Genomic DNA, 15,215 nt, shown 5'->3' on the forward strand with positions numbered 1-15,215 from the left:
CTTAACGGTGACCCCGGGCGCCTGCCACAATTCGGGCAAGCTTGCCCTCCGTGCTTGTTCCTCTTCGTCGAACAAGATCAGACCCAGTCCTTCGCCAGAATCATCGAACGAGCACGATCGCTGACTGCGTCGACGAGCAACGGTCAACCACACGTTGCCGTGACCGGCAAGAATTAAGACGGAGCGGCCCCCGCAGATCCCTTGAATTAATTTCGAGGCGTCAACTGAGCTGAAGTAGAATGCTCCCATTCCGGTACCTATAAGCTACAGATAGTGGAAAAAATCTATAATCGGCTGGCGTTACGGGACACTGGCCGGTCCTGCATGCTTTCCAAAAAAATCCGCAACTGATCGATGGCAGTTGCGGCGGAGAATGAGACCGATCAGCCGCCCTTGGACGCCAGCTTTGCCTCGAGCTTGCTGGCCCGCGCCTTTGCCGACACATCCTTTGCATCGGCGAGCGCCGGCGCGGCGCTTGCGAGCAATCTCCGCGCTTCGGCCTCGCTGCCGCTACCCAGCGCAGCCTCGGCGAGCGCGAGATCGATAGTCGCGCCGATGTCGGGATTGCCTAGCAATTGCGCCATTTTTCCCCGGTCGAGGCCGGTCAGCAAGCCGCGCGCGTCGGCGAAGCGGTCGTTGGCGATCAGGCATTCGGCGGTGAAATACTGCACGACATGCGTGAGCGGATAGTCGGCGCCAAAGACGGCGCGAGCGGTCGAAAGGGCGTTGTTCGCGATTCCCATCGCCTGCGGGCGGCGCGACGTCTGGCATAGCGCGGATGCATAGTCGATCTGGCCGACCAGCGCCTGGTGCGATTGCGGTCCGGCCAGCGCGGCGGCGCCCCGCCAGACCCGCTCGGCTTCGCGCGCCGCGGCATCATATTGCCCGAGCGCCGCGAAACTTTCGAACCGCGTCGAATGCAAGGCCAGCGTGAAGCGGTGGTCGGGGCCGAAACGCTTCCGCATCGCGGCGAGGAGCGGGGCGCTGGCCTTCAACGCCTCGTCGTGCCGTCCCGTCATCGAAAGGCTGTTCAGCCAATGCTGCCGCGTGACGAGCGTGTCGGGATGGTCTGCGCCCCGGATACGCGTCGAATCGCGCACGATGGCGCGCGCGACCGGCTCTGCGTCTTCGGCACGGCCGAGCCGCATCAATGTCAGCACGAGCGATGACCGCGTCTTGAGCAATTGCCCCTGTGGCACCGCGCTGCCCGCCGCCTCGCCGATCTTCACCGCTCGCTGAAACGCGCGCTCGGCGGCCGCTATGTCCGCCATATAGCCATAAGCACCTTCGGCCGAGGCGAGCGCGAAGCCGACCCGCCCGGCATCGCCGCGCGCGCCGAGCCGCTTGCGCTCGGCCGAGAGCAGCTTGCCGGCGACCTCGAGCCTTTCGGGCTGACCCGAGGTCGATTCCATGTGGATGCGACCGAGCCGGCCAACGACGGCATCGTCGCTCTCTATCTCGCCCGCCTTGCCAAACAGCGCGTCGGCGCGCGCATATTCGGCGCGCGCGGTGTCGAAATCGGATCGCTGGTGAAAGGCGCGCGCGACCGCGAGATGGAGCCGCGCAGCGACATGCGGCGCGCCGGCAAAGCGTTGGTCGATCTGCTGGCTCGCGCGCTTGATCGCGTCGATCACGGTTTCGTCGGCGCTGGATTTCGCTGGATCCGGGCTGCCGAGCACATCCTCGGCGATAAAGGCATAGCTGGTTTCGGCGAGTTCGCGCGCCGCCACCGCCTCGTTGCGCTGGTGCCATGCATAGGCGGCGAGTGCCGATGCGGTCAGCAGTCCGATGGTCAGACTGGCGAAGGCGGCACTAACCCACGGGCGACGCGCAGCGCGCTTGTCATCCAGTTTTTGCTGCTCGGCGAGCCGCGCTGCCTGCTCGGCTTGCGCAGCGGCCTCGGTGCGGCGTTGCGGCAGGCGGTCCAGCCGGTCGGCGAGTTCTTCGGCGCTCGCCAACCGTTCGGCCGGCGCTCCCGCCGCCGCACGCGCGATGTCGTCGCGCAGCAAGGGATCGGCCACGCGTGCTTCCCAGCCCGGCGCCAGCGCTGCGTAAAAATCGCCGATGACGAGCTGATAGAGGATAAGGCCGAGCGCATAGATGTCGCTCTTCGCCGTCGGCACGGCTTCGCCCGCGAGTTCGGGCGCGCGATACGCCAGCGTACCCGATCGTGGCTCGTCCTTGCCAAGGTCGGCGTCGAGCGAGCCGGGGTCCGTGATGTGATAATTGGCGAGGACCGCGTCATCGAGCAGCCGCCCGCTCCCGAAATCGACAAGCCGCACCATCGGCTCGTCGTCGACCTGGTCGATCAGGATGTTCGCGGGCTTCAGATCCTTGTGCAGCACGCCCATGCCATGAACCGCCGCGAGCGCGCGCGAGATCATCGCGGCGGCCGACAGGCGCCGTTCGAGCGAGATGGCGGCTAAACCGCCCGCAGCCTCGGCCCATGCCAGCAGGTCGTCGCCGCCCCACGCATATTCCAGAAAGAAGGGCGCCGTGTCGAAATTCCATTCGTGGAGCGCCGGGATCGGAGCGGTCTTTCCCAGCCCGGCGAAGAGCAGGCGCGACAGCGCCGCTTCACGCTTCAGGCTGCGGAGCCGGTCGGGTGCGTCGGCGAATTTGAAGACGCGCGCCTCGCCTGTCTTCGCCTGCCGGGCGCGCCAGACATCCTCGCTGCCGGTGTCGCCTAGCGGACGGTCGAGCTGCCACAGCTTGCGGCCGGGAACACTGTCGCCCGGCGCAAAGGCGAAGCGCGGCGCGAGCGGCGTGTCGATGCTTTCGACCGCGACGGTGGCGACGAGCCGGTAGCCGACGCGCGGTACGGTCGCGATGATCGCATCGGCTTCACCGCCCAGCGCCTTGCGCAATTTCGATATGGCGGTGGCGAGCGAACCTTCGACCACGGTAAGGCCCGGCCAGACGGCATCGAGTATCTCGTCCTTGGTGACAACCTCACCCGCGCGCAGCAGTAGCTCGTGCAGTACTTCGAGCGGCTTGCCCTCGAGCGCGACGGCGCGCCCGTCGATGCGCAGTGCCCAGCTCGCCTCGTCGAAATCGGCGTTGGCGAAGTGCCAGAGGCGCCGCCGGCGCCGTGACGAATGGGTTCCCGACATAGAAATCACAGCCCCCCCGACCATTCTTTAGAAAAGCTTTAGAACAGGATCAGGACGCGAATTCAAGGATGTGCGAGCAATCTCCGACGATTGAATTCGGGGAGGTCATGATGAGCAGTAACGAGCAGCCGATCCGGCGTGTCGAGGACATCCACGGCTTTTTCCGCACGGGTACCGTTCGCGGCGTCGGCAACTGGTCCGAAACGCATGTGAGATCTTCGACCAGCGGCGGCGGCGGCTATGTCCACAATGGAACGGGGCACATATCGGCGCCCACGGTGACGGTATCGTCGACCAATACCGAGGTCATGCGCTTCTTCATGGAATATGGCGACGACGACGAGGAAGAGGTGACGATCAAGGGCGGCGGCTTCGCCGCGCGCGAGGGGCAACGGGTGACGGTCGTTCGCATCGGCTCGCGCCCCGGCTGGGGCTATAATGTCGCCTATCACAACCATAATACCGGCAACACTCACGCACCGGACGGCTGGCTGGCATGGCCGCTGGGAAAATTTCCGTCGGCTCTGATGGTGCTGATCGCCCCGATAGTGGGCGCGATCATCGGCGCCTCGCTTTTCACCGGGCTCTGGTGGATTCTTGGACTCGCGGGGTTCGGCTGGGCCTTCTACGCCTGGCACAAGAAGGCCGGCGAATATCGGAAGCTGAAGGAAGCAGTGCGGCAAAGGATCGACGAGGTGCTGGCCGATGCCAAGGCGGAGCATGGGCGGATGCGCGCCGGGCGCGAAGGCGAAGCGGCGTGACCGGCCGGCGAGCCGCGCGTTGGCTTTCCCTTTGCCCCTTGCTGTTTTCGTCGCTGCTGATTGCGACCTGCAGCAGCGGCGAAACGCCGACGGGGGTAGGGGAAGGGGCGGCCGGCACGGCCACGGCTGGCGCCGCCGCCCCTAAAGCCGCCGCCGGCGCGAATCCGGGCGCCGAGGATCGCGACGGCGCGCTCCGCGCCGCAGGCTATCGGCAACGCGGCGGGACATGGATGACGAGTTGCGAGGCCGACATGAAGCCGGTGCCGAAGGACAGTTGGTACGGCGTCGAAAACACGGAGATGCGCGATCTGAACGGCGACGGCATCGCCGAGGCGGTGATCAGTGGCGGCAGCAGCTATTGCTTCGGAAATACCGGCCTCGCGTTCAAGCTGCTCGCCAAATCGGGAACGGACTGGAAGGTGATGACCGACAGCATGGGCATCCCGGGCTTCTACCCGCGCAAGGGCATCGCATGGCCCGACATAGAGGTCGGCGGACCGGGCGCCGATTGCTTTCCCTTCCTGCGCTGGAACGGCCGCGAATATGTCTATGGCGGTCGATCGCTCGTAGGTCGGATTTGCGAACTGGCGCCGGCCTTCGCGCCGAAGCCGAAGGCGGCCGAGACCGGTCTGCCGATGGCCACCGGCCTCTGGGCACGCAACCGCACCGCGTGCGATGCGCTGGCCCGCGGGCAGGGCGATCCCGACTTCATTTTCGACGGCAAGGTGATGACCGGCCCGCAGGACTATTACAATGTCACGCCGTTCAAGGCGCTCGGCGGCGGACGCTACCAGACCGGCGGCGAAGATGAGCGTCAGGTCATCGACATGAACGACCCGAAGTTCATCATCGTGCAGCAAGGCAATTGGTGGACCGGCGGCTACACCTGGTGTTCGTCCGCGCAACGCTGGAAACCGTGGGAATATTCCGAAGAGGGTTTTTGACCGGTCCGGCGGGGCTCCGGCCCCGGCGTCCGGTCCTGTCGGGAGGCAATCATGATCCGTTCGCTTTTCACGCTCGCATCGGCGCTGCTGCCGGTCGCCGCGCTCGTCCAGTCGCAACCGCAACCCCGAGCTTGGCCGCGCGAGGTTCAGGCGGTTTATGACGAGCTCAAGGCCGAATGTCGTGCGGGCGGGGGCAAGTTCGTCCCCGATCGCGCCCGGTTCGCGGTCCAAACCGAGGTGACGGGTGACGGCAAGCCCGACTGGGTTGTCGAATATGACGCGGCGCACTGCTCCAATCAGGGCTATTCGGCGTGGTGCGGCACCGCCGGCTGCATGATCGCGATCCTCGGGTCGGGGCGCGGCGGCCTGACCGAAATCTTCAGCAACAATGTCCGCGGCTGGGAAGCGGTGAAGCTCGATCGTGGCGGGACGGGCCTCGGCCTGTCGGTGCACGGGACCGTATGCGGCAGCATCGGTGCAGACATGTGCCTCGAAGTGCTGCGCTGGGACGGACGCAAATGGGCGCTCGCCGGGCGGCGGCGCGGCACGCCCGAAGATATCGGCACCGACGGCGGCGAGCCGGCGCTCCCGCCGTCGCCAGGGCACGGTGCACGTTGGCAATTCGGCGGCACCGGGGCCGGGGCGGTCGCGGCGGTGACCGGGCATCCCCAATTCGTCGCGCTCGGGCTGCGCTGCCAGCCGGGCGGCGGCCTTTATATGAGCGTCGTGCCGACGAAGGCGCTGCGCCTGCCGCCCGCGGGCCGGCCGCTCCTGATCGGTTTTCGGAGTCACGGGGAATTGACCGAAGCGACGCAGCAACTGATGCTCGAACCCGGCAAGCCCGATTTCAGCGGCGCGCTCGACCCGGCGATGCAGGCGCTGCTGACCGGCGCGGACGCCGACCTTGCCGCCTATGCCAGCACCGACGGCGGCGACGAGTGGGAGGAAATCACCTATCTGTCGCTTGCGGGATCGACCGCGGCGATCCGCTCGCTTGAAAAACAATGCCCGCAGGTGGCGGCGGTCTCGCCCGCGGCGAAGCCCGGCCAGTCCCGCGCCGTGCCGCTGCCCGTCGGCTATTATGTCGATATGCGTATCGGCACCTGCGCCAGGCCCTTCGGCGACGGGACGCTCTATCTTGCCGAGGATCGGCTCGTATCGCCTTACAACAGCTGCAAATTTACCAGCCTAAAAATGGTCGATGGCCGGAATTTCCGGCAAACCGAGAGCTGTCTGGACGAGGACGGGCGGCCGACCGCCGGGACGACCAACTATCGCGTCACCGGGCCGCGGTCTTTCGCGGTCGAAACCTACAGCGAAGACTGGACCTGGTGCCCCGCCGCGCAATTGCCGGCAAAGGCGCGCTTCTACAAGGGCGCGGGACGATGATCAGCCGGGGCGGGGCGCGCAATCATGCTCGTCGGGCATCGCCGGAATCGATCACCGCAAAATCCCGAACCTTGCCGCGCCCGGCGTCCCCCAATATTATTCGGGTTGCGGCGGCTGCAAAATCTGCCGATCAACCCGCATCGAGCAGGCGGGGCGCAGGCATGGTGGCGAAGCATAATATCCTGATCGTCGACGATCACCGCATCACGCAGAGCGGGTTGCGCTTCCTGTTCGGATCGCTCGATCGCTATACGGTGGTGGGGGCGCTCGATCGCGGGGCGACGGTCAATGCCTTCGTCCAGTCGCAGCCCGTCGACCTGGTGATCCTCGATCTCAATCTGCCCGATGTGCGCGGAATCAATGTGCTCGCCGAAATCGTCGGCTCGCGCGATATGACGGTTATCATCCTGACCGGCGAAACGCATGTGAACGAGATTCATTCGGCGTTGAAGCTGGGCGCGCGCGCGATCGTCAGCAAGTCGGACTCGCTCGACCATATCGTCGCCGCCTGCGACGCGGCGCTGGCGGGGGAAATCTATGTCTCACCCCATATCGGCGAGGCGCTCGGCAAGTTCCAGCAGCCGCCGGTTGCGCTGTCGTCGCGGCAAATGGCGATTCTCCATTATCTGGCGCAGGGCGAGACGAACAAGGAAATCGCCTATCGGCTGTCGATCGCGCCGCCGACGGTGTCCTTCCATATCGCCGAGTTGCGGCGCAAGCTCGACGTCGCGCACAATCGCAAGATCGTCGAGCGCGCGAACGAGCTAAACCTGCTCTGATCGCTCGCCCAAAAGCGGGTGCATCGCCATTTCGCGGCACGCCGGCTTGATCGCCATCATCGCGACCAGCTGGCTGAGCCTCCCGCGCGTCACCGTTGTATCGTCATAGGTCAGCGCGATCGTCTGGCCGTTCTTGGTGTCGGCGGCGTTCAGTCGGGCCTCGAAAGCCGTACGGTCGTCGAAATCGAGCAGTTTCCAGCCATCGAGCTGCGACTGCAAGGTTTCGGCGGACACCGGCGTGACCGACGGAAAGGCCGCGGGCAGCACGATCCGGATTTCGGTCCCGGCGACGCTTGATGCGATGATTTTCAGCGATCCGCGCAGCGTCTCGATGATGCGCTGCGCCGACCCGAAGCCCGATCCTGTGCCCTCATCGCTTTCATCGGCCCGGATGCGCGTCGCGGTGCCGCCGTTCAACGCCGTGACGAGTTCGGCGGGCATGCCGGCGCCGCTGTCGCGGATCGTGATGACGGCGCAGCCGTCCTCAAGCGCGATTGCGATGCTCGCGCCCCCGCTGTCGGTATGTTTAAAACTGTTGCTCAGCAAATTGGCGAGCGCGCGCATCAGCAAGGGACGATCGGAAATGATCGTCACCTTGTCCGGAACGCGAACGTCGAGCGTCAGCTTCTTGCCCGCAAAGGGGGTCTTGAACATCATCGACAAAGGTTCGACGAGCGCCTCGGCGCGGAAGCTGCTGAGCGCGACGAAACCCGAATCGCTGGCCGCGATATTGGCGCCCGAGATCGTCGTCGACACGATCTCATTGAGATAATCAGCCGAACTTTCGAGCATTTCGACCAGCTGGTCGTCGGCATCAGCGCGATTCTGGCGCTTGAGCACCTCGACCGCGCTATTGAGCGCGAGGATCACCTGCCGGCTGTCGTGCCCCGACGCGTGAAGCAGCGCATTCTGGCTGTGGACCGTTTCGAGCGCGAAAGCCTTTTCCTCGGCCAGTCGCGTCGCGCGCTCGCTCATTTCCAGCCTCTCGGTCAACGACTGCGCATATTTCCAGTCGGCGACCACCTTGTCGCGCTGGATCTTCTTGAGGTTCAGTCCCAGCGCGACCGTCACCATGACCGATTCAAACAGGCCGACCGGTCCGGCGAGGTGCCAGTTGACCGGCAACCACGCGAAAATGCCCATCGACGCGATCGCCGCATAGACGATGAAGAGCGCGAGGCTGGCCCAGCCGATGAACAGCGGCCAGAGCTGAAAGCCGAGCTGTTTCATCGCGGCATAGCCGACGAACGGCAGGAACAATGCGACTGCGACCGCGACCAGCCAAGTCGCGATGTGTAGAAGGAAGCGCAGCTCGGGTGGATAATATGCAAGCCCCGGCTGGAACAGCATGATCGCGAGCGCGAACCAGATCAGCGCCTTCAGCACCATGTCGCGCCTCGGGAAATTCGTCAGTGTCTTCACAAAACTCCGGCAGAATTGCGCCATCGACGCGGCAAAGCCGCATTTGATGAAATCCTCGACCGCGAGCCCGGTCAGCGGTTTGTCGTAGAGGAAGAAGATCGTGATATAGCCTTCGGAATGGACGGTGTTCAGCGCGAAGAAGGCTTCCGCGACGGCCAGCCAAAGGAATTCCTTGAAACCCGTGATCGAGAAGAAGAGGAAGTTCAGCAGCAGCAGAATCAGCGCGCCGACCACGACGCCCGACACCATCGAGATATTCGCGCGCCGTTCCTTGAAGAAAGTCCCGTAACTTTCGATTTTCAGCGGCATATATGTCGAGTTTTCGGAAATAAATTCGATGACGATCAGCGTGCCTTGACGCGGACCGAGGACGAGTTCCGAGCTGAACGCCTGATAGGTGCCGAGATTTTGCCGCGCGGTCTGCGGATCGGTGGCATCGACTGCCAGGGCGAGGCGGCCGTCTTTAGCTTCATAAAGCCGGAAATGCTTGAGCGAGCCACGGCCGGTGGTCAGGATCCAGCTCCCTTGCTCGTCGCTTGCATTGCGGACCTGCAGCAAGACGACGGTGCGGGTCCCCGGCGGCCCGAAATGGATGGTCGAACCCTCCACGCGCTGAAGCGGGCCTTGGAGAATGGCGTTTAATTGAGGCGTCCGGCTGTCGCCGGGACGCTTGGCGAACCGTATGAAGGGTGCCAGGTTCGGCGCATCCTCGCCCGCACGCACTTCCAGCACGGGCAATTCGGTGGGCGCGGCCCAAGCCGGCTGCACCAGCCAGGCCATGGCGAAAATCAGGATGGCAAGCAGGCTTCGGATCATTGGCACCCGTCGTTCGATTACGGGGCCAGCGGTTTCATCATGTTCACGGAGGGCGCGCGCGATTTCCCGCGCTCCCCCGAATATCAGCGACCCACCCCCCGGTGACGGGTCACCGTAACGTCGGTGCACGCCCGTGTGCAAGCATGACGTCAACGGTCCGTCGCAAATTTACCCCAAAAAACATTGGGTAGACGCTCGGGGCCACCGCGACCTAGTCAACGCCCACAAAGCTGAAAGATGCCTGTCATCCAATCAGCTGGGGGACGCACATTTTTGCGGCGGGGTGGACTAGCCGGGGAGCCGAGCGCTCCCCGGCGAACCTCTCGCCATGCTTGCAATGTCGAGGGGAGTCACATTCATGTCGCGTATTTCGAAATCCCGCCTGCTGGCCACCAGCGCGATCGTCGGCCTTTCCATCGGGCAGGTCGTGGCGCCCGCTGCGGCACAGGAATCCTTCGGTATCCACAACGACCAGCCCGAACTGCTGGAAATCGTGGTCGCAGAGGATGAGGAGGTCGAAGGCCTCGACATCGGCATCTATGCCGACAATGGCCCCGTCACCGTCGACAATGCCGGCGAGATTCGCGGCAACGGCACCAGCGTCGGCAGTCCCGACAGCCGTCCGAGCGGCGGTATCGTTATCGCGCAGCCGGGGTCGAGCGTCACCAACAGCGGCACGATCACCGGTGGATCGAACGGCATCGCCACCTCCTATTTCTTCAGCGAGGACGAAAATGACGACGAACTGCCGCCCGAAGCCCGCGCGGCCGACACGACGGTCGTCAACACTGGGCTGATCCGCGGCGACGCGGGCACCGGCGTCGCGCTGGCCGGCGGCGGCAGCGTCACCAACAATGACGGCTTGATCCAGGGCTTCAACGGCGCGCCGGGGAGCGGGGTCAACGGGATAGGCGTCATCGTTACCGAGTTCCCCGATGCGATCGCGGAGGATGTCACCGGCATCGGCACGATCACGAACATCGACACGGGGATCATCGAGGGGCAGACTTTCGGCGTTATCCTGCAGGGCGGCGGGACGATCGACAATGACGGTGGGACGATCCGCGCCACCGGACAGTTCAACCCGGCGATTCCGGGTGCGCAGGCTCCGATCGGGATCGTCATGAATGCAACGCCCGAGCAGGTCGGGCGGAGCGCGACGCTGAACAACGAGGGCGTCGTCCTCGGCCTGATCGGCGTGCTTGCGGGCGGTTCGCTCGAAACGACCACGATCCACAACGAAGGCATCATCAATGGCGCCGCCGTGGCCATTTTCGGCCAGTCGAACGGCGAGTTGATCGTCAACAATGGCGAAGGCGCGGAAATCGCATCCGGCGGCAACGGCATCCAGGCCGCGACGAGCCAGCTGACGGTCGACAATGCGGGCACGATCCGCGGCGATTCGCAGAACGGGATCAACATCCTGACCGCCGACGCCGTGATCACCAATAGCGGGACGATCACCGGCGGGCAGTCGGGGGTCGCCACCAACGTCCAGCCTGCGACCCCGACGACGGGGCCGCAGTTCGTCGCTTTCAACGCGGCAGTGAACAACAGCGGTACCATCACCGGGACGAACAATGCGGGGATCCGGCTGACCGGAGGCGGCACGGTCGATAACAGCGGATCGATCTCGGGCCTCGGCGGCGACGGCATCTATGTCGGGACCCTGGCCACCGGCGTTACGACGATCAACAACGCCGAGGACGGCACGATCACCGGCGCGGCATCGGGCGTTCATGCCGAACTTGGCGGGCTCGATCTCACCAACGCGGGCTCGATCCATGGCGACGGCGTCAACCTCGGCTTCGATGCGCCGCCCGACGCGGGCGTCACCATTTCGGGCGGGGTCAGCACGGTCACGAACAGCGGCAGCATCACCGGCAACCGCTTCGGCATCACGACCGCCAATTATTTCAACGCCGCGACGGGGCAGCTTCAGGGACTCGCGACCGGCACCACCGTGGTCAACAGCGGCACCATCTATGGCTATAATGACGATGGCGTGCGCCTGATCGGCGGCGGCAGCGTCACGAACAGCGGCGAAATCGGCGGCCAGATCGACGCCTTTGCCGACGGTGTGTCGATGTTCGCTTACACCGACCAGGCGAACGAGGATTATAGCGCGCTCGTCACCAACGAGACCGAGGGCCGGATCATCGGCGTCCGCTTCGGCGTCATCCTGTCGGGCGGCGGCGAGGTGGTGAACGACGGCGAAATCCTCGGCGCGTCGGGCGGGGTCTATATTCAGGGCACGGCGCTCAACACCGACCCGAACGAGGAACGCAGCGGGCTCACCGCGAACGTCGTCAACCGCGGCACGATCACCGGCCTCGGCGATTTCGGCGGCACCGGCACCGAAGGCTATGGCGTCGGCTTCGGCAGCGACATGTCGACCGCGACGCTGGTCAACAGCGGCACGATCAGCAGCGAATTCGCCGAGGGCGTCAGCCACGGTTCGCTAGCCGACCTGACGATCACCAACGAGGCGGGCGGTGTGATCACCGGCGCCACCTCGGGCATCTACAGCGGCTCAAGCGGCACGCTGACCGTCGACAATGCGGGCACCATCCGCGGCGACGGCGCCTATGACGGCTTCGATGCGGCTCCCGATGCCGGCATCACCATTGGTACCGCCGCGTCGAGCGTGACCAACAGCGGCACCATCTCGGGCGCCGGGGCCGGCATCACCACCGCCTATGTGTTCGACGAGGAGCTCGGCGCGCTCGTCGGCCTCGCAGTCGGCACCGAAGTGACCAACAGCGGCAGCATCCTGGGCGAAGCGAACGACGGCGTGCGCCTGATCGGCGGCGGCATCGTCACCAACAGCGGATCGATCCGCGGCGAGGGGACCGCCTTCTCCGACGGCATCTCGATGTACGCCTTCGTCGACCAGGCGAACGAGGATTTCAGTGCCTCGGTCGTCAACGCCGAGGGCGGCGAGATCGGCGGCGCGCGCTTCGGGATCATCCTGTCGGGCGGCGGCTCGGTCGAAAATGCGGGCGACATCACCGGCGCCGACGGCGGCATGTTCCTCCAGGGCACCGCGATCAACACCGACCCCGGCGAGGACCGCAGCGGGCTGACCGCCAGCGTCGTCAACAGCGGCACGATAACCGGCACCCGCGACGACGGGCTCAACGGTTATGGCGTCGGCTTCGGCAGCGACCTGTCCACCGCGACGCTCGACAACAGCGGCACGATCAGCAGCGTCGCGGGGGCGGGGGTGTTCCACGGTACGCTTGGCGACGTGACGATCACCAACAGCGCCGACGGGGTGATCGAGGGGGCCGCTTATGGCGTCTACGCCGATGGTGAAGGAACGCTGGACCTGATCAACGCCGGCACCATCCAGAGTGCCGGGACGGGAATCGAATCGACGACGCAGACCAGCCTCACCAACAACGGTTCGATTGCCGGCGATAACGGTGTCGCGGTGCTGCTCGGTGCATTCGACGACAGCGTCACGCTGGGCACGGGCAGCGCGATCTCGGGTCTCGTCGACGCGGGCGAGGGTATCGACACGCTGACGCTCGACGGCGACGTGCTCGAACTGACCGAAGCGCAGCAACTGACCGCTGCCAACGGCTTCGAGGCGCTCGACGTCGCGGCGGGATATTGGTCGACGTCGGGCTTCGTCGGCGAATTCGGCAATGTGACGATCGACGAAGGCGCGGCGCTGCAGGTCAACGAGGTCGATCTGGGCGAGGAAGGCACTTCGTCACCGATCCTCACCTCGACGGTGCGCACCGACGGTCTGCTCGTGCTCAACTTCGGCGAGGACGAAACCGTCTCGGCGCTCGACGATCTGACGATCGACGGGGCGGGGCAGCTGCAACTGATCGGCGAGGCCGTGTTCACGGTCGATACCGCGAATATCGCGCATACGGGCGGCACGATCGTCTCCAACGGCGGGCTGGTGCTGACCGGCGTGCTGCAGGGCGATGTGAAGACCGAAGGCGACGGCTATTTCGAACTCGGCGCCGGCGGCACCGAAGGCAGCTTCGCGGGCAATATCGTCAACGACGGCCGGTTCGTCTTCAATCGGTCTGACGATTATGATTTCCTCGGTGATTTCTCGGGCAATGGCGTGCTCGACAAGAAGGGCGACGGCGCGCTGACCTTCATGGGCGACTATGCCTTCGAAGGCGTGACGAACATCCTCGGCGGTTCGGTCCGGATCGGCGGGACGATCGACCCGACTACCGATTTCAACCTCGGCGATGGCGGCACGCTCGACATCACGGGCAAGGATCAGACGATCGGCGGCCTGGAGGGTGAGGAAGGTTCGAACGTCGAGATCGGGGACAACCAGCTGACCGTCGATCAGCCGGGCAATACCGCTTTCGGCGGCAGCATCTCGGGCGCCGGGAGCTTCGTCAAGCAGGGCGAAGGCACGCTCAACCTGACGGGAGATAGCACATACTCCGGCCCCACCTCGGTCGATGGCGGCACCCTCGCGGTGAACGGGTCGATCGTCTCGCCGGTCACCGTCAACAGCGGCGGCACCCTCGGCGGCAACGGCAGCGTCGGTTCGACGACGGTGGGCGATGGCGGCACGCTCGCACCGGGCAATTCGATTGGCCGGCTGACCGTCAACGGCGACCTCGCCTTCGCGCCCGGCTCGACCTATGAGGTCGAAGTCAACGCGGCCGGCGAAGCCGACCGCCTCGACGCCACCGGCGCGGTAACGATCGACAGCACGGCAAGCGTCGCCGTCCTCGCCGAAGAGGGCGAATATAACGGGCGGACCGATTATGTGATCCTGACCGGCGCGGGCGGCATCACCGGCACCTTCGGGACGGTGACGAGCGACCTCGCCTTCCTCGATCCGCTGCTGCGCTACGACGCCAATTCGGTGATCCTGTCGCTTTATCGCAACGACATCGACTTCGCCGACATCGCGGTGGGCTTCAACCAGGCGAGCGTCGCGACCGCGGTGCAGGCGCTCGGGGTCGACAATCCGCTTTACGAAGCGGTGCTGGTGCAGAATGCGGCGACCGCGCAGGCGAGCTTCGGCGACCTGTCGGGCGAAATCCTCGCCAGCTCGCTCAGCGGCCTGACCGACGACAGCCGGCATCTCCGCAATAGCCTGATGGGGATGAGGGCACCCGAGGAAAGCGGCGCGTTCGTCTGGGGCTCGGCCTTTGGCGGCTGGGGCGATTTCGACGCCAATCGCGGCAATTTCGCGATGGACACCGACCACAAGGGCCTGGTCGCCGGCGTGGGCTTCGGCGGCAACGGCTTCGCCGCAGCGCTCTCGGCGGGGATCGGCGGTTCGGACTTCCGGTTCGACGGCCGCAATGACCGCGCCGAAGTCGATAGCAAATATCTCGCCGCGCACGCCACCTATGGCAGCGGCGAGGGGCTGCGCGGCACCGTCGGGGTCAGCTATGCTTGGCACGACATTGACACCAGCCGCGGCATCAGCGGCGCGCCGCTGGCACAAACGTTGACCTCGAAGCGCGACGCCGACACGCTGCAGATCTTCGGCGAGATCGGTTACGACATCGTCACCGGCAACACGGCGGTCACGCCCTTTGCCCGGCTGGCGCATGTCGATACCGGCAGCGACGCCTTCACCGAAGCCGGCGGCAATGCAGCGCTGACGGTAGGCAAGGCCGATCAGAAGGCGACCTTCCTCAGCCTTGGCGCGCGCGCGCAGTTCAACGCAGGACAGCCCGGCTTCCAGCCCTATCTGTCGGCCGCGTGGAACCGCGCCTTCAATGACCGGGGCGCCCCGATCGTCTCGCGCTTCGTCGCGGGCGGACCGGCGTTCGACATCCTCGGCATCGCGATCCCCAAAAATTCGGCGGAGGTCGAGGCCGGCTTTGAATTCACCACGGGGGCCTTCCGCCTCGGCGCTGCCTATACCGGCACGCTGGCGTCGGATCGCAGCGCCCATGGTGCACGAGTAACTGCGCGCATCGCCTTCTGATAGCGACCCGATCGGAAGCGGTTCACGCAGTTTGGGGCCGAGGCAATATTCGT

7 protein-coding genes are annotated in these 15,215 nt (G+C 65.4%); 5 read left to right on the forward strand and 2 right to left on the reverse strand.

Features of this window, described 5'->3' with window-relative positions; genetic code table 11:
* Nucleotides 1-383: 383 nt before the first annotated feature.
* Nucleotides 384-3,113 carry a protein kinase domain-containing protein gene (locus VSX79_RS04070; protein ID WP_326914499.1) on the reverse strand — a complete coding sequence of 910 codons (2,730 nt, stop codon included), beginning with the start codon at nt 3,111-3,113 and terminating at the stop codon, nt 384-386.
* 110 nt (nt 3,114-3,223) lie between these two features.
* On the opposite strand from VSX79_RS04070, the gene VSX79_RS04075 reads away from it, so the two are divergent.
* The 4 genes from VSX79_RS04075 to VSX79_RS04090 all read left to right on the forward strand — a co-directional run bounded on the left by VSX79_RS04075 (nt 3,224) and on the right by VSX79_RS04090 (nt 6,986).
* Nucleotides 3,224-3,874: a hypothetical protein gene (locus VSX79_RS04075; protein ID WP_326914500.1), complete on the forward strand. Its 651-nt coding sequence runs from the start codon at nt 3,224-3,226 to the stop codon at nt 3,872-3,874.
* The gene (locus tag VSX79_RS04080; protein WP_179498974.1) at nt 3,871-4,818 is read left to right on the forward strand and encodes a hypothetical protein; all 948 of its coding nucleotides are present in this window, start codon (nt 3,871-3,873) and stop codon (nt 4,816-4,818) included. The genes VSX79_RS04075 and VSX79_RS04080 overlap by 4 nt, the downstream gene beginning before the upstream one ends.
* Nucleotides 4,819-4,869: 51 nt before the next feature.
* The gene (locus VSX79_RS04085) at nt 4,870-6,207 is read left to right on the forward strand and encodes a hypothetical protein (RefSeq protein WP_326914501.1); all 1,338 of its coding nucleotides are present in this window, start codon (nt 4,870-4,872) and stop codon (nt 6,205-6,207) included.
* Between the two features lie 161 nt (nt 6,208-6,368).
* Nucleotides 6,369-6,986, forward strand: coding sequence for a response regulator (locus tag VSX79_RS04090; protein ID WP_179498978.1), 618 nt, complete (start codon nt 6,369-6,371; stop codon nt 6,984-6,986).
* Here VSX79_RS04090 and VSX79_RS04095 read toward each other — a convergent pair.
* Nucleotides 6,972-9,224, reverse strand: a complete 2,253-nt coding sequence (locus VSX79_RS04095) for a sensor histidine kinase (RefSeq protein ID WP_326914502.1) — start codon at nt 9,222-9,224, stop codon at nt 6,972-6,974. The genes VSX79_RS04090 and VSX79_RS04095 overlap by 15 nt on opposite strands.
* Nucleotides 9,225-9,582: 358 nt before the next feature.
* On the opposite strand from VSX79_RS04095, the gene VSX79_RS04100 reads away from it, so the two are divergent.
* Nucleotides 9,583-15,162 (forward strand): autotransporter domain-containing protein, encoded by a 5,580-nt coding sequence (locus tag VSX79_RS04100; protein WP_326914503.1) that lies wholly within the window; start codon nt 9,583-9,585, stop codon nt 15,160-15,162.
* Nucleotides 15,163-15,215 lie beyond the last annotated feature (53 nt).

This window comes from Sphingopyxis chilensis, assembly GCF_035930445.1.
GTDB classification, from domain to species: domain Bacteria; phylum Pseudomonadota; class Alphaproteobacteria; order Sphingomonadales; family Sphingomonadaceae; genus Sphingopyxis; species Sphingopyxis chilensis.